Genomic DNA, 15,860 nt, shown 5'->3' with positions numbered 1-15,860 from the left:
CATGGTCACCAAAAAACCAAAAGGCCTCGGCCGCGGGCTCGAAGCACTGCTCGGCCCCAAGGTCAGCGAAAGCGCGACGGACGCGGAGAACGCCAGCAGCACGGCCAACAGCCCCGGCTTGCCGGCCTCGCTGCGCCTCAGTGACATGGTCGCCGGCCAGTACCAGCCGCGCACCCGCATGGACGAAGGCGCGCTCTATGAGCTGGCCGAGTCCATCAAGGTGCAGGGCATCATGCAGCCCATCCTGGTCCGCCGGCTGACCAGCGGCGCCAACGACGGCAAGTACGAAATCATCGCCGGCGAGCGGCGTTTCCGCGCGGCCAGGCTGGCCGGGCTGGACGAGGTGCCGGTGCTGGTGCGCGACGTGCCCGACGAGTCGGCCGCCGCGATGTCGCTGATCGAAAACATCCAGCGCGAAGACTTGAACCCGCTCGAAGAAGCCCACGGCCTGCAGCGCCTGGTCAAGGAATTCGGCCTCACGCATGAGCTGGCCGCGCAGGCCGTCGGCCGCTCGCGCAGCGCTGCGTCCAACCTGTTGCGCCTTTTGAACCTGGCCGATCCGGTGCAAACGATGCTGATGGCGGGCGACCTGGACATGGGCCACGCGCGTGCCTTGCTTGGCCTGGACCGTGCCGCGCAGATCACCGCGGCCAACCAGATCTCGGCCAAAAAAATGTCGGTGCGCGAGGCTGAAAGCCTGGTCAAAAAACTCAGCGCCGAGTTTTCGCTAAAGCCGCAAAAAGCCACCAAGGAAAAGTCCCGCGATACACGCCGTGTGGAAGAAGAACTCGCCGACCTGCTGATGGCCAATGTGGAAGTGCGCGTTAAAAAACAGGTCAAGCGCAACGGCCGTCGCGAAGACATGGGCGAGGTGGCCATCCAGTTCGCTTCGATGGACGAACTCAACGGATTGATCGAGCGCTTGCGCGGCAATAAATAGCCTGTTTGGATTATTTTTCGCGGATGAATCGGGTGGTGAAAGTAAAAATGTGAACTAATTCACGACTTTTATGACTCTTACACGGCTTTCTCCAGAAAGCGGGTGACGGCTGGCGCCTACATGCTTATTGTTACTACATGTAATTATTTGTGTGTTTGCGTATGAATTACCTGGCGAATCGTTCTTTCCGCAGCGCTCACCTTGCCGGGGCCGGCGTCACTGCCATCCCCATCGCAACAGACTGGATCAAGCCGGGCTGGCGAGAAGGGTTTGCCGGCCTTGGCGCCTGCGCCACCCTTGCTACGGTGATGGCCTTGATGCCTCAGGCCGCAAAGGCACAACAAACCATTGAGCGCGTCAAGCTCACGGACAACGACCTCAGCTGCCAGCAGATGTACGCCGAGGCGCAGCAGATGGACACCACCATGGCCCTGGCGGGCCCGGGCCTGCCGGGTGTCAGCGCAGCACCCGTTGCCACTGCCGCGCCCGCTGCCGTCATGCCCGGTGGCGCGCTCACGCTGGCGCAAATGCATGCGCCGACCGCCGCGCTGGCCACGCAGCAAGGGCTTTCGGCCCAGTACCAGCAGCAAATCGCCAACAACATGGCGGCGGCCCAGCAAAACGGGCGAAATTCCGCCGCGCCATCGCCCGCGCAGCCCAGCGGCATTGCCGGTGCGGTGGGCGCAGGGATGTTGGGCTCCTTGCTGGCGCGCACCGGCGCCGCAGTTGCCGCACCCGCCAACATACCGGCGCCAGTTCAGGCGGCTGGTGCTGGTCTGGGGGCCCAGGCCAGGGCGCGCAAGGACCACTTGACTGGTTTGTTCCTGTCCAGAGGCTGCAAGCTCTCGGAAATGCAGAAGTAGCCCCGAGATCTTTTTACCCGCGTTTTTCCCCAACCTCCATCAACCTTACCCATTGCAGGACCGGTCATGAAACAACACTCCCTTGCCGCCGCGCTGGCGCTTTCCCTGGTGGCTGCCGCCGCATCTGCGCAAACCATCGAGCGCGTAAAGATGACGGACAACGACCTCACGTGCCAGCAGATCTATGGCGAGATCGGACAGATGGACAGCGTGGTCACGCGCGCCGCCCAGTACACTGCGGCACCGGCCACTGCGGCCCCCGCAGATGCAGGTAGTCAGGTTGCCGGAGCGGTGGTGCAAACTGCGCTGGCCACCGCAGCGGCCAATGCGGCGGCGCAAAACGCCGGCAGCTTTGGCGGATTCGGCGGCGGTCTGGGCGGCATGTTTGGCGGCATCGTGCAGCAGCTGGCAGGCAATACGGCCCAACAGGCCGCCAATAACGGCGTCGCCCAGCAGCAGGCCGCAACCGCGCAGCAACAGGCCATTGCCCTGCAGAGTCAGCAGGCGCAGGGCCGCAAGGAACATCTCACCGGCATGTTCCTCGCCAAGGGCTGCAAGATGAGTGATATCCAGAAGTAATTGAGCCCCCACGCTCCCCCACTGCGTGTGGGTCGCCGCCCCCCGAGGGGGCCGCCCGCCCTCCGGCCCGGCAAAGCCGAAACTGACACACCCCTATCGGGCTCACTGCGTGTAGCCCTTTTCCCCTTGCAGGGGACGGTGCCTGCGGCCCGGCAAAGCCGGTTCCGCGGCTCATGCTGGCTCGAAGATTCAGGGCGTATTCAGTGGGGGTATTCACCAGTGGGGGCCGAGGGTCCGGCTTTGCCGGGCCGCAGGCGCCGCCCCCTCGAGGGGGGAACGGGCTACACGAAGTGAGCCCGGGCGGGGGTGGTTATAGATCGCACTGCATACGCGCAGTAGAGCTCGCTTCACAGCGAGAAAATCTTGCCCGGGTTCATGATGTTCTTCGGGTCGAGCGCGCGCTTGATGGTGCGCATCATGTCGACCGCCCCGTCACCGGCTTCGGTTACCAGAAAGTCCATTTTGTGCAGGCCCACGCCATGTTCGCCGGTGCAGGTGCCTTCAAGCGCGAGCGCGCGGGTGACCAGCTTGTGGTTCAGCGCTTCGGCCACTTCGCGCTCTTTCGGGATCGTCGGGTCGATCAGGTAGCCGAAGTGGAAATTGCCGTCGCCGACATGGCCGACGAGGAAATAAGGAATGCCGCTGGCGTCGACTTCAGCTACCGACTCCAGCAGGCAGTCGGCCAGGCGCGAAATCGGCACGCAGGTGTCGGTGGAAATTGCGCGGCAGCCCGGACGCGACTGGATGGCCGCGAAGTAGGCGTTGTGGCGGGCGGTCCAGAGGCGGGTGCGCTCTTCCGGTGTGCTGGCCCACTCAAACGCGTTGCCGCCGTGGCCGCTGGCGAGTTCCTGCACGAGTTCGGCCTGCTCTTTCACACTGGCAGGTGAGCCGTGAAACTCCATCAGCAGCATGGGCTCTTCGCGCAGCGTGAGCCTGGAGTGCGCATTGACCATGCGTACCGTGTTGTGGTCGATCAGCTCCACGCGCGCAATCGGAACACCCAACTGGATGATCTCGATGGTGGTGCGTACGGCAGCCTCGATGCTCGGGAAGGAGCACACCGCGGCGGAGATGGCTTCAGGCAGCGGGTACAGCCTGACGGTGACTTCGGTGATCACGCCCAGTGTGCCTTCGCTGCCCACCATCAGCCGCGTGAGGTCGTAGCCCGCCGATGATTTCTTGGCGCGTGTGCCGGTGCGGATGACGCTGCCATCTGCGGTGACGACTTCCAGCGCCAGCACGTTCTCGCGCATGGTGCCATAGCGCACCGCATTCGTGCCGCTGGCGCGCGTGGCGCTCATGCCGCCCAGGGTCGCATCGGCGCCCGGGTCGATGGGGAAGAAGAGGCCGGTGCTTTTGACCTCTTCATTGAGTTGCTTGCGTGTCACGCCTGGTTGCACCGTGATTGTGAGGTCTTCGGCATTGATGGACAGCACCTTGTTCATGCGGCTCACGTCGATGCTGATACCACCCTGAACGGCCAGCAGGTGGCCTTCCAGCGAAGTGCCCACACCAAAGGGGATCACCGGCACGTTGTGCTGGGCGGCCAGCTTCACCGCATCTGCCACATCCTGCGTGCTTTCGGCAAACACCACAGCCGAAGGCGGTGGTGCGGCAAACGAGGACTCGTCGCGGCCATGCTGCTCGCGCACTACCAGGGCGGTGGAGCAGCGTTCGGCAAAGCGGGCTTTCAGCGCGTCGATCAGCGCGGCAGGGGTTTCGCGCTGGCAAATCTCGGGAAGCAGGTGCGTTGGCAGGGGGGCGTTCATGGTGTCTCCGGGTCGGTGGCACAGTTTACGACGTACGCGCCGTTTGCGCCAACGAGGCCGGAGGCCCAGCCATGACCGCTGGAGCGCCCGCATGAAGCGGGGGAGACAAAGCAGGCCGCCCCCTCAAGGGGCCATCAGGGACTGTCAGGAGCCGGTGGCCGCCCTGGTGAGCTCGGCCAGCGAGATAAAGGTGTCGTGGTTGGTATCGATCTGCTCGAACCGCTGTGCCACGGCCGGCAGGTGCTCGGCTTCCTGGCGATCAAGCTTGCCGTCCTTGTTGGTATCCGCACGGCCGAAGGCCGCCTCGACGTCCTTGCTGGTGGTGCGGTTTTGCGGTACGGCGCCCGGCGTACCGGAAGGCGCCATCTGGGAAGGCGGGCTGGTGGGGCTTGCAGGTGAGGGAGGAGCGTTTTGGGCCCGCACGGCGCCGGCAGCGCCCATAGCCAGTGCCGCCACCAAAAGCACGCTGCGCAACTCGAAGCCGGGAATAGAATGTTTTGAATGCTGTGTTGCTGTCGTGTGCATGGTCATGCGAAGAGTCTTTCAAAGAGTGGACAAGCAGCTATTGCAACCCAGCCTGCCCGTTGCGGCCAGTAGTTTTGCAGGGTGTTTCCTCACTCACATGATGGCGTACGACGACACATTTTCTTGCCCGGCGTAACGCTTGGGGCTTCATGCACTTTCACCGCGCTTCATTGCGCCTTCACACCATGGCCAACAGACTTTCACAGATCGCAACGCGCACCGGCGACAACGGCACCACAGGCCTTGGCGACAACACGCGTGTATCCAAGGACAGCCTGCGCGTGCATGCCATGGGCGATGTCGATGAATTGAACTCGCACATTGGCGTGTTGTTGTGCGAAGAGCTGCCGCCGGGCGTGCGCGACCTGCTGGTGGAGGTGCAGCACCAGCTTTTCAACCTGGGCGGCGAACTCTCCATTCCAGGCTTTGAACTGCTCAAGCCCGAAGCCGTTGCGCTGCTCGATGAAGCGCTGGCCGAGCACAATGCGAAGCTGCCGCGCCTGGCGGAATTCATTTTGCCGGCGGGCTCTCGCGCTGCGTCGCTCGCGCATGTGTGCCGCACTGTGGCGCGCCGCGCCGAACGCGCGGTGGTTGCGCTGGGTGCGGCTGAGCCTCTCAAGGAATCACCGCGCCAGTACCTCAATCGGCTCAGTGATTTGCTGTTTGTGTTGTCGCGTGTGCTCAACCGCATGGACGGCGGTGACGACGTGTATTGGAAGAGTGAGCGCATGGCGCAAGCCGCCAGCACGAAATAACAGCGGCGGCCTGCGCAATGTTCTCGCAATAGCGGGCGCGCAGACATGGTTGCTATTCGCAACCCGGGTGTTGAGCGCGGCCCTCAACGGCCATTGGCTATTGCCGCGGCCGCAGCATCGCCATCGTGATGCGCGAGACACAGGTCAGCTCGCCTGCGTCATTGGTGAGCTCGATCTGCCACACCTGCGTGCTGCGTCCTATGTGCACGGGCCGCGTGGTGCCGGTGACCCAGCCGCTGGTGACGCCCTTGAGGTGGTTGGCATTGATGTCCAGGCCGACGGCGCGGTACCCTTCGGGTGCCGCAAAGGCCGCGCCGCACGAGCCCAGGGTCTCCGCCAGCACCACCGATACGCCGCCATGCAGCAAGCCATAAGGTTGCACCGTGCGGCGGTCCACCGGCACGCGGGCGCGGATGAAGTCGTCACCCACCTCCAGGAATTCGATGCCCAGATGGGTGACCGCACTGTCGGCGTTGTGGTGCGTGAGCAGTTCGACGGAGATGGGCTGTTTCCAGATGCGCATGAAGGTTCTCCCAAGGCTGGTACCCCCTCACTATAAGGTTGCGGCCTACAGCGCTTGGGGGCCTTGTCGCGTAGGTTGCAGCGCTGGCGGGGCTTAAGCTGACCATATGAGACACACGGACTCGGACCAATCGGACTACCTGAGGCTGGATTGCCGGAACCGGGGCTGCCCGGCTCCCTTGGGCCGATGACACGTTCGCACAAATGGCTGGCAGGGTTGTTGGGTGTCGCACTGGCCCTCGGCTTGCTGTGGTTTGCCGCGCTCCGGCTGTTGCCGAGCGACGAGGACCTCGCGCAGCGTGCCGCCACCGAGCTGGAGGCGCAATTGGGCGTCAAGGTCCGTGTCGGTGCATTGCACTGGCGTTTGCTGCCTTCGCCGGCGGTGGTGGTTGAAGAGGCCAGTACGGAACAGCCCCAGCCGATCCTGATTAAAAAACTCACCGTCTATCCGGACCTCTTCGCCCTGTGGCAACGCCGCGTGAAAATTGACCGCGCCGATCTGGAGGGTGCTGTGGTGCCTCAGTTGTCGTTGCGCGGGCTGGGGAAACAGCGTGAAAAAAAAGACGAGATGGCCGGCGATGAACTGCCGCTGGCGCGCTTTGTGTTTCACGACGTGACCTGGATCTCGCGCCGCGGCATCTCTGTGGTGTATGACGGCGAGGTGGATTTCGACCCCGGCTGGCGTCCGCGCAAGGCCGTGCTGAGGCGTCCCAATGTCGAGCCCACCACCCAGCTGAGCCTGGCACGCCAGGGCCAGGAGGACCGCTGGGAGACACGCATACGCGTGGGCGGCGGCACGGCGGACGGAGAAGTCCGGCTCGAATTTCGCGCCAACGGCCGCATGCACCTGGAAGGCACCCTGCAGCCTCGAGAGATCGAGGTTGAACGTGCATTGGCTGCCTTTAACCGCCGCTCTATCGTCGCAGGCCGGGCCTCCGGCGAAACCACGCTCTCGGCCAACGGCGACACGGTGGCCGAACTGGCGCAATCGTTGCACACCAGGACGCCATTTACCGTGGGCAAGTCCACGCTGCTGCGGTTTGACCTGGAAAAGGCCGTGCGCACGGCCGGCAAGGAACACGCCGGCCAGACGCCGCTGGACACCATCACGGGCCAGCTCGACACGCAGAACACGCCCGAAGGCATGGTAGTGACCTACACCGGTGTGAAGGCCAGCTCCGGTGCGCTCACCGCTTCGGGCGACGCCAAAATCGCCAACCGGCAGATTGCGGGCGAGTTTGCCGTGGACCTGGTGGACGGCATCGTGGGCGTCCCGCTGAAAGTCAGCGGCCCGCTTGACGACGTCAAATTTTCCGTATCGGGTGGCGCCATCGCGGGCGCGGTGGTGGGCACCGCCGTGTTGCCGGGCATTGGCACGGCCATAGGGGCCCGGATTGGCGCCACCTTGGGCAAGATCTTCAGCCCGGGGCCTGAAACGCCGGCACCTTCTGCACCTGCCTCCGGCCCGCGCCGTGCGGCCAAACCGGCCCAGCCTCCTCAAACGCGCTGAACATGTGAACACGCTGAACGCGCGGAGCCGCCGCGGCGGATATCCCGGCGTGGGGCACTGTCTTTACAGACCCTGGCACGCCACAAGCGCGTAAAATCGTCGGCGCGTCCTGTTCGCCGTTTGCAAGCCTTCGCTTTGGCATGAGGCCTCTTGCGGCAGCAATCCTGCTTCCCATCGACCAAGGCCCACCGACATGTCCCAGCAGCCATCTGCCGCTCCTGCATCCACTCCGCTCGAACGCGCGCTCGGGCAGAACGAAGCCGTGAAAGACACGGTGGAGCAATCAGCTGCCGAGCTGCTGGTGATCAACACGGTGCTCAAACAGGAACTCCCGCCGCACGTGCAGGCCGGCGAAGTAGCCCAGGCGCTGCAGAAAACCGACGCCCTCGAAACCCGCATCCAGGAATCCGCTGAAGACCTCGCGCAGGTCAATGAAACCCTGGAGCAGGAAATCGGCGAGCGTGCCGACCTGGAACGCGAACTCGCCAGAACCAAGGCAGCCCTTGCCAAGGCTACCGGCCAACCCCAGGCCAAGTAACCCCGGCTAAACCGGCTTAGCCGGCGATAAGCCGGGCCATGCCCCGGCCATTTCACAGCTGCCTGCGTTCTGTCATCAATTGGTAAGGGTTTACCCCTAGAATCATTTAACCTTAAATGATTTGCTTTGCCGTTGGCGCGCTGCTGTGCGCCGATTGCCAGGCGGTTTTTACCCTGCAAGGTCACTCGGCCTTGTCTTTTGGCCTTCACGGCTACCCCACCTTTTGGAGATTTGCGATGCTTCGCCGCCGCTTCCTTTCGTTTGCCCCTCAAATGGCTGCCCTTGCTGCTGCCCCCGCTTTCATCCGCAACGCCTACGCCCAGGAAGGCCTGACGGCCAAGGCCATCACCATCGGCAGCACGGGCGCGACCAGCGGTCCGCTGGCCAGTGTTGGCGCCGAGCTCAAGCTGGGCGTGGACGCAGCCATGGGCCAGATCAACGCCAAGGGCGGCGTGAACGGCCGCGTGCTGCAGTTCCAGATGCTGGACGATGCCTATGTGCCGCAGCGCAGCGCCGACAACGTCAGGAAGATGATCGGTGACGGCAGTATTTTTGCGCTGATGTCCTGCGTCGGAACGCCCAACAACGCCGCCATCGTGCCGGTGATCGAAGAGTCCAACCTGCCTTACGTCGGGCCGCGCTCAGGCGCGTCCTCGCTGCGCAAGCCCGGCATGCGCAACGTGTTCCATGTGCGCGCCAGCTTCACCGACGAAACCCAGCGCCTGGTGCAGCGGATCGTGAGCATGGGCATCAAGGACCTGGCCGTGGTCTACCTGGACAACGACTACGGCAAGGAAGTGCTGGCCGACGTCAACCGTGCGCTGCTGGCGCAGGGCGCAAAGGCTGCGGCGCAGGCGGCACTGGCGGTCGACGGCAAGAACCTCAACGACGTCGTCGGCCAGGTCGTCGCGGGCAAACCCGGTGCCGTGCTGCTCGGTACCGCCGGCTCGGCTTCCGTCGGCCTGATTGCCGCACTGAAAAAAGCGTCACCGATGCTGCCCGTCGCGGGCCTGAGCGTTACGTTGTCGGGCGACGGCATCAAGGCCCTGGGCGCGGCCGGTTCCGGCCTGGCGCTGACCATGGTGTTCCCTGATCCGTATCGCGCCAAGCTGCAGGTGGTGCGTGACTACCAGGCCGCCATGCGCGCCATCGGCCAGCAGGAGTTCTCGCTCGGCAGCCTGGAGAGCTATATCAACACGCACGTGATGGCCGAGGGCCTGGAGCGCGCCGGCCGCGATGTGACGCGCGCCAAGCTGCGCACCGCACTGGCCGGCCTGCAGAAGTTCGACCTCGGCGGGTTCAGTGTCGACTACGCCGCGCCGCCATTCGCGGGTTCGAAATTTGTCGAACTTGGCGTGCTCGGCGCAGGTGGACGTTTCCTGGGCTGATGGGCCATTGATCCTGGCTGGCAGCGCCTGTTGCCGGCAGCCAGAAAAAAGCCCCGGTTGTTGGGTCAACCGGGGCTTTTGGCATTAAAAAGAAGCTGAAGCCCAATCAGAGCGTGCGCAAGCCGCTATCAAATAGATAGCAATTCGTTGATCAGGGTTTGCGGCTCAGCAAGGCGTACAGCAGGATCGCACCGAAGGTCGCGGTGCCGATGCCACCCAGCGCGAACTGGCCGAACTTCAGCGTGAAGTCACCGGTGCCGAGCACCAGCGTGATGGCGGCAACAATCAAATTGCGGTTGTCTGAAAAGTCCACCTTGTTGTCCACCCAGATCTTGGCGCCGGCCACCGCAATGAGGCCGAATACCACGATGCTCACACCGCCCATCACCGGCAGCGGAATCGCCTGGATCAGCGCGCCGAACTTGGGGCTGAAGCCCAGTACCACGGCGATCAGCGCCGCCAACACGAAGACGGCGGTGGAATAGATCTTGGTCGCCGCCATCACGCCGATGTTCTCGGCGTAAGTCGTCACGCCGGTGCCGCCCGCGCTGCCCGAGACAATGGTCGCCACGCCATCGCCGATGAAGGCGCGGCCCATGTAGACATCGAGGTTTTTGCCGGTCATGGCCGTCACCGCCTTGATGTGGCCGAGGTTTTCCGCCACCAGGATGATGGCGACGGGCGCAATCAGCAGCATGGCATTGGCGCTGAACACCGGCGCCGTGAAGCCCGGCAGGCCGACCCAGGCGGCATTCGCAATGCCCGACAGGTCCATCGGCTTGCCAAGGCCCAGGCCGTTGGTCAGCACCGCATAAATCACGCTCGCCACGATCAGGCCGACCAGGATCAGCAGCCGCTGCACCATGCCGCGCGTCATCACGGCCACCAGGGCGACGCTCACAAACGTCACCACCTGCATCCACGAATCGAAGTTGCCGGCCGCCATGTTCTTGATGGGAATGCTGGCCAGGTTCAGGCCGATCACCGCCACCACGGCGCCGGTGACCACGGGCGGCATGAACCGTTCTATCCACCCGGTGCCCACCGCTTGCACGATGACGCCGATCAGCGTGTAGAGCACGCCGCAGGCGATGATGCCGCCCAGCGCCACGCCCAGGTTGGCGTTCGGCCCCTTGCCGGCGTACGCCGTGGCGGCAATCACCACACCGATGAAGGCAAAACTCGAACCCAGGTAGCTGGGCACCTTGCCGCCGGTGATGACGAAGAAGATCAGCGTGCCGATGCCGCTCATCAGGATGGCGATGTTGGGGTCAAACCCCATCAGGATGGGTGCGAGCACCGTAGCGCCGAACATCGCGATCACGTGTTGCACGCCCATCACCGCAGTCTGTGGCCACGGCAGGCGCTCGTCGGGCCCGATGACGCCGCCCTGCTGCAATACCGCGCTGCTTTTTTCTGTCCAGTCCAGCATTCCCATCATGTCTCCTCTTTATAAAAGTGAGGCAATGCTAGGGGGAATGTGCGCGCCGCACAAGGGCGGTGCTATGCAGGGGTCAACAGGTTCTCAGGCCAGGAAGGCAGCAACCTGGCGCAGCACTTCATCGTCCTTGAGGATTTTGCGGTGGCCCAGGCCTTCGGTGGCCACCAGGCGCGCGCCGGCAATCGCCTCGCTGTAGGCCACGCCGTCGGCGAAGCGGTTGATGCTGTCCTGCCGGTCATGCACCACCAGCGTAGGCAAGCTGATGCGCGGCCCGACCATCGCCGGTTCGAACTGCGGCATCAGGATGCCTTCGCGTGCCTCGATGCGCCGCTGCATGGCCGCGCGCGTGGATTCGCGCAGGCCGAATACGTGGGCGAACAGCCGCGTGTATTCGAGTGGCGAGGCAGGCGGCGCCAGCAGCACCAGCCGGCCAGCCGCCAGTCCGCGGCTGGCGGCATAAGCGCCGGCGTTCGCCGACAGCGAATGCGCCACCACCGCGCGCAGCGTATGTCCCTGCTGCTGCAGCCGTGCAGTCACGTACTCGAGCACGCGCGCGAACTGCGGCAGGTTGGTGACTGAGCCGCTGCTGCGGCCATGCGCCGGCATCTCAATGATGACCGGCCGCAAGCCTTGCGTACTCAAGACCTCCGCCAGCGCCAGCATCTGGCCGGCGTGTCCGCCCCAGCCGTGCACCAGCAGCACCACCGGGCCGGCAGGCGCGACGGGGCGGCTGTACATCGTCACGCTGGCGTCTTCAAAAGGCCATTGCTCAATGTGCCAGTCGGGGCTCCACTTTCTGCGGCGGCTCACCCACTTGGGCGGCAGCGGTGTGCCGAACAGGCGGTAAGCCGCCCGCACGGCGAGGGCCGGCCAGAGCTGCTGTGAAGCGCCCAGCCCCCAGCGGAAAATGCGCGTCAGGGGGCTGGCGTTGTAAAAGGCTGCGGTGGCCTGGAGCGATGTGCGTGTCATGGTGTGGTCCTCCCAGTGAATGTCAGTACCAGATCCAGTCTTCGTTGCTGCGCGGCAAACTGCGCAGCGAAGCCAGGACCGCCTTCACGGCGCGAACGCCAAGAAATACGCCTAAACCAAGGATCAGAATCAACATGATTTCCTCATTTCTCCGCACGGTCGTGCGAAATTAAAACTTGCCAACACATCGAAAATGGCATGGCTGCCCTTTCGCCCAGTTTGTCTCTTATTTTTTGGTGACTGCCTCGGTCTGGTAGGTCTTGATCAGGCGCTCCCAGGCTGCCCGGGCCCGCTCAGCCGCGCGTGCATCGCGTAGAAAACGGGCGTCGTGAAACATCCCCATGGCAATGCTGCTGATTTCCATGACCAGCTGCTCCGCATCAGTGTCGGTCTTCAGTTGACCGGCCTCCATGGCCTGCAGCACGGTGCGCCGCAACGAGGCGCGCCAGCGGGTGACCTCGCCGAGCAGCAGGTCGCGCAATTCGCCTTCGCGGTCGTCCAACTCAAAGGCGCCCGCAGTGTAAATACAGCCCGACTTGGCCTCGACATCGCGCGTGCGAACAATCCAGCGCTGCACCATCGTCTCCAGCCGCGGCAAACCCTTGGGCTGCTGCATGGCGGGCACAAACACATCAGTAATAAAGCGCCGGCCGAACTCTTCAATCACGGCTTTCTGCAAAGCTTCGCGTGAACCGATGCGTGAAAACACGCCGCTCTTGGAAATACCGATGCGGTCGGCCACAGCCTGCAAGGTGATGGCTTCCAGACCTTCCGCTGCAGCCAGGTCAATGCCTGCGCCGATGATGGCGGCGCGGGTCATTTCGCTTTTCTGGGTTTTGGCGTCCATGCGGCAAATATTAGCACGATTGTGCGAAAGGGCAATACCCTCATCGCGTCACGGTTTTCAGGCCTTCCGCGCAGGCTAGCTGGTGGCGATGCAATCCATCTCAATGTCAAAGTGCCCTGGCCATGCCGGCACGCAGATGAAAATCCGGGCCGGTGGGTCCTTGGGAAAGTAACGCGCATAAATAGCGTTGACAGCCGCGAATTTCTCGACCGATGTGCAATAGATGTTGCACTTCAGCACCTGGTCCAGCGACGAACCCGCTGTCTCCAGGCAGAGCTTCATCTGCTCCAGTACCAGCTCGGTCTGGCGTTCGATGGATGCGTGGATGACTTCACCCGTGTCGGGGTCGAACGGCGGCAAGCCGGCCACATAGACCGTGCCGCCATGGCGCGTGACAACCGAGGTGGGCGCCTTCCATCGCTCCAGCCAGGTGGAAAGGGGCTCGACGCGAACAATCTCTTTGGCCATAGTGGTGTTCCTGACAGGGTATGCGGTGCTTCCATCGTTGTAACCCGCAACGGCATTGCATTGCTTCGCATCAGAACGAAGCATTCACGCGCCGGCGCCACAAGGCGCGAACACCTTAAACCGCTAGCGCCGGCGTTTGCCTGTTGGAGTGGGGTTCTTGGGCATCAGCCCCACAGCCGCCCTAGCCAGGGCGTCGGCCTCGCGGTTGCGATGGCGCGGTATCCAGACCAGTCGCACGGACGCGAAGGAGCGTAGCAGGGCGCGCACCTCTTCGAACAGCGGAGCCAGGCGCAGGAAGGGCTCGGCGGCGGTACCCGCCAGCTGCTCCACCACCACGCTGTTGTCGCAGTGAACCAGCAGCGCCGTGGCACCTTGCTGTCTGGCGTACTGCATGGCCGACATCAGCGCACGCAATTCCGCTTCGTTGTTGCAGCCTCGGCCTTCCGCAGCGATGGACAGCGGATGCCGGCTGCCGTCTGGCCCGGTGACGACAGCGCCCAGGCCCATGCGGCCTGGGTTTGGCACGGCGCTGCCGTCGCAGTAGATGACCCAGGGCTCGCTGTTCAATGAATACTTTCAGGCGGGCAGATGCGCGGCACAGGCGGCCCGTGGGGGACGGCCTGGTCAGGCGGAGTCGCTCAATATAAGTCATGGCGGTAACACCACTTCGGGGATACCACCCGGGCGCATTCGCCGGTCCTGGTTTATGGTTGCGTCCATGTTCCAGATACGCAAGTACCAAAACTGGCTGCAGGCTACGCGCGGCCTGTCATTCGACAACTATGACGCGCTGTGGCGCTGGTCGGTCACCGATCTCGAAGCCTTCTGGCAAAGCATCTGGGACTACTTCGAACTGCAGTCGCCCACTGCGCACACGGCCGTGCTGGGCCGGCGCAGCATGCCGGGAGCCGAGTGGTTTCCCGGTGCGCAGGGCAACTACGCGCAGCAAGTGTTCCGCCACACTGCCGCGGCCGACGCGGCGGGCGTGCCTGCCATCGTCAGCCACGGTGAAGCCAGCCTGGCGAACGGCGAAGCAGCGCGCGAACTGGGCTGGGTCGAGATGCGCCGGCAGTCGGCGTCGCTGGCCCTGCACCTGAAGGCGCAGGGCGTACGGCCCGGCGACCGCGTGGCCGCCTACCTGCCCAACACGCCCGAGACCATGGTCGCCTTCCTCGCGACGGTCAGCATAGGCGCCGTGTGGAGCGTGTGCGCGCCCGACATGGGCACACCCGCTGTGCTGGACCGTTTTCGCCAGATCGAGCCCAAGGTGTTGATCGCCTGCAACGGCGTGCACTATGGCGGAAAGGACATCGACCGCCGCAGCGTGGTGGCGGAGCTGGTCGCCGCGCTGCCCAGCGTCACACACGTGATCCTTCACGAGGTGCTGCCAGGCAATTCAAATGCTATTGATTTGATAGCTGGTTGCGCACGTCTGCAAAGCGCTACAGCCCGAAATGATGGTCAAACAGCGGCCTTCGAGCCACTCTGGCTGCCGTTTGACCATCCACTGTGGATCGTCTATTCCAGCGGCACCACCGGACTGCCCAAACCCATCGTCCACGGCCATGGTGGCGTGGCCTTGGTGGGGCTGGCGTTGCTGCGCCTGCACAACGACCTGGCACCCAGTTGTGCCGACCCGGCCAATCCGGAACGCTTTCACTGGTACAGCTCCACCGGCTGGATCATGTGGAACGTGCAGGCCGCCAGCCTGCTTAACGGCACGACCTGTTGCATCTACGACGGCAACCCGGCGGGCACGAACAAGGACAAGCCCGACTGGACCGCACTGTGGCGCTTTGTCGCCAACACGCGCGCTACCTTCTTCGGTGCCGGTGCGGCCTTCTTTGCCAACTGCATGAAGGCGGGCATTGACCTCGCGCAGTGCGGAGACCTGAGCCGGCTGCGCACGCTGGGCACGACCGGGTCACCGCTTAGTGAAGACACGCAGCGATGGGGAACGGCGCAATTCGAAAAGATCGGAATACCAAATATCTGGTGGTGCAATATTTCCGGCGGGACTGATTTCGCCGGTGCGTTTATCGGCGGCAACCGCGAACTGCCCGTGGTTCCCGGCGAAATGCAATGCCGCATCCTCGGTTGCGCCGTCGAAGCCTGGAACGACAAGGGCGAGTCCGTCGTCGATGAAGTCGGTGAACTGGTCTGCACGCAGCCGCTGCCGTCCATGCCGCTTTACTTCGTTGGCGACAAGAGCAACCAACGCTACCTCGCGAGCTACTTCGACACCTACCCCGGCGTCTGGCGGCACGGCGACTGGCTCAAGGTTACGTCCTCGGGCAGCTGCATCATTTATGGCCGCAGCGACGCCACCATCAACCGCCACGGCCTGCGCATGGGCACCAGCGAGCTCTACAGTGCGATTGAGGCACTGCCCGAAGTGCTGGACTCCATGGTGGTCGACCTCGAATACCTTGGGCGTGAAAGTTATATGCCGCTCTTTGTCGTGCTACGGCCCGGCCATGCATTGGACGAGGCGATGAAAGCCAAACTCAACCAGGCCGTCAAGACCGCGCTGTCGCCGCGCTTTGTGCCTAACGACATCTTCGCCGTGCCGGAAATTCCGCGCACGCTCTCGGGCAAGAAGCAGGAACTGCCGATCAAGAAGCTGCTATTGGGCCAGCCACTCGAGAAGGTGCTGAATCGCGACGCGATGACCAACCCCGGTTGCCTGGACTGGTACGTGGACTTCGCGCGTCAGCGTGCTGCAGGTCTGCGGGATTAAGCCCGC

16 protein-coding genes are annotated in these 15,860 nt (G+C 63.8%); 8 read left to right on the top strand and 8 right to left on the bottom strand.

The annotated features are described in order from the left end of the window. Position 1 precedes the first annotated feature (1 nt). From AC1D11_RS20730 to AC1D11_RS20720, 3 genes are all read left to right on the top strand, one after another. Complete coding sequence (locus tag AC1D11_RS20730) at positions 2-940, top strand: ParB/RepB/Spo0J family partition protein (protein ID WP_477646996.1); 939 nt, start codon at positions 2-4, stop codon at positions 938-940. 161 nt (positions 941-1,101) lie between these two features. Further along, positions 1,102-1,803 (top strand): hypothetical protein, encoded by a 702-nt coding sequence (locus AC1D11_RS20725; protein ID WP_477646995.1) that lies wholly within the window; start codon positions 1,102-1,104, stop codon positions 1,801-1,803. Positions 1,804-1,869: 66 nt separating this feature from the next. Next, the gene (locus tag AC1D11_RS20720) at positions 1,870-2,382 is read left to right on the top strand and encodes a hypothetical protein (RefSeq protein ID WP_477646994.1); all 513 of its coding nucleotides are present in this window, start codon (positions 1,870-1,872) and stop codon (positions 2,380-2,382) included. A 347-nt stretch (positions 2,383-2,729) separates the two neighbouring features. On the opposite strand, the gene AC1D11_RS20715 is transcribed toward AC1D11_RS20720, so the two are convergent. Both AC1D11_RS20715 and AC1D11_RS20710 read right to left on the bottom strand, forming a co-directional pair. Then, positions 2,730-4,151 (bottom strand): FAD-binding oxidoreductase, encoded by a 1,422-nt coding sequence (locus tag AC1D11_RS20715; protein ID WP_477646993.1) that lies wholly within the window; start codon positions 4,149-4,151, stop codon positions 2,730-2,732. A gap of 144 nt (positions 4,152-4,295) precedes the next feature. Then, positions 4,296-4,682: an EF-hand domain-containing protein gene (locus AC1D11_RS20710; protein WP_477646992.1), complete on the bottom strand. Its 387-nt coding sequence runs from the start codon at positions 4,680-4,682 to the stop codon at positions 4,296-4,298. 179 nt (positions 4,683-4,861) lie between these two features. Between AC1D11_RS20710 and AC1D11_RS20705 the strand changes: the two genes are divergently transcribed. After that, positions 4,862-5,431: a cob(I)yrinic acid a,c-diamide adenosyltransferase gene (locus AC1D11_RS20705; RefSeq protein ID WP_477646991.1), complete on the top strand. Its 570-nt coding sequence runs from the start codon at positions 4,862-4,864 to the stop codon at positions 5,429-5,431. A 97-nt stretch (positions 5,432-5,528) separates the two neighbouring features. Here AC1D11_RS20705 and AC1D11_RS20700 read toward each other — a convergent pair whose 3' ends face one another. Then, positions 5,529-5,954, bottom strand: a complete 426-nt coding sequence (locus AC1D11_RS20700; protein WP_477646990.1) for a hotdog fold thioesterase — start codon at positions 5,952-5,954, stop codon at positions 5,529-5,531. Positions 5,955-6,140: 186 nt separating this feature from the next. On the opposite strand from AC1D11_RS20700, the gene AC1D11_RS20695 reads away from it, so the two are divergent. The 3 genes from AC1D11_RS20695 (at position 6,141) to AC1D11_RS20685 (ending at position 9,389) form a co-directional block, all read left to right on the top strand. Next, positions 6,141-7,463 (top strand): AsmA family protein, encoded by a 1,323-nt coding sequence (locus AC1D11_RS20695; RefSeq protein ID WP_477646989.1) that lies wholly within the window; start codon positions 6,141-6,143, stop codon positions 7,461-7,463. Between the two features lie 193 nt (positions 7,464-7,656). Next, entirely contained in the window at positions 7,657-8,001 is a 345-nt protein-coding gene (locus tag AC1D11_RS20690) for a hypothetical protein (protein WP_477646988.1), read from the top strand. A gap of 236 nt (positions 8,002-8,237) precedes the next feature. Then, positions 8,238-9,389, top strand: a complete 1,152-nt coding sequence (locus tag AC1D11_RS20685) for an ABC transporter substrate-binding protein (protein WP_477646987.1) — start codon at positions 8,238-8,240, stop codon at positions 9,387-9,389. Between the two features lie 151 nt (positions 9,390-9,540). Here the strand turns inward: AC1D11_RS20685 and AC1D11_RS20680 are convergent, their stop codons facing one another. The 5 genes from AC1D11_RS20680 to AC1D11_RS20660 form a co-directional block, all read right to left on the bottom strand. Further along, positions 9,541-10,827, bottom strand: a complete 1,287-nt coding sequence (locus tag AC1D11_RS20680) for a solute carrier family 23 protein (RefSeq protein WP_477646986.1) — start codon at positions 10,825-10,827, stop codon at positions 9,541-9,543. An 87-nt stretch (positions 10,828-10,914) separates the two neighbouring features. After that, the gene (locus tag AC1D11_RS20675; protein WP_477646985.1) at positions 10,915-11,799 is read right to left on the bottom strand and encodes an alpha/beta hydrolase; all 885 of its coding nucleotides are present in this window, start codon (positions 11,797-11,799) and stop codon (positions 10,915-10,917) included. Positions 11,800-12,025: 226 nt separating this feature from the next. Further along, on the bottom strand, positions 12,026-12,646 hold the full coding sequence (locus AC1D11_RS20670) for a TetR/AcrR family transcriptional regulator (RefSeq protein ID WP_477646984.1): 621 nt from the start codon (positions 12,644-12,646) through the stop codon (positions 12,026-12,028). Between the two features lie 75 nt (positions 12,647-12,721). Then, entirely contained in the window at positions 12,722-13,114 is a 393-nt protein-coding gene (locus AC1D11_RS20665; RefSeq protein WP_477646983.1) for a RidA family protein, read from the bottom strand. Positions 13,115-13,237: 123 nt separating this feature from the next. Then, positions 13,238-13,681 (bottom strand): ribonuclease HI family protein, encoded by a 444-nt coding sequence (locus AC1D11_RS20660; RefSeq protein ID WP_477646982.1) that lies wholly within the window; start codon positions 13,679-13,681, stop codon positions 13,238-13,240. A 151-nt stretch (positions 13,682-13,832) separates the two neighbouring features. Here AC1D11_RS20660 and AC1D11_RS20655 point away from each other — a divergent pair, with 151 nt between their 5' ends. Beyond that, positions 13,833-15,854 carry an acetoacetate--CoA ligase gene (locus AC1D11_RS20655; protein ID WP_477646981.1) on the top strand — a complete coding sequence of 674 codons (2,022 nt, stop codon included), beginning with the start codon at positions 13,833-13,835 and terminating at the stop codon, positions 15,852-15,854. Positions 15,855-15,860: the final 6 nt, after the last annotated feature.

The sequence above is a fragment of the Polaromonas sp. P1_E11 genome (assembly GCF_056405995.1).
This window is presented reverse-complemented; position numbering and strand designations above follow the sequence as displayed.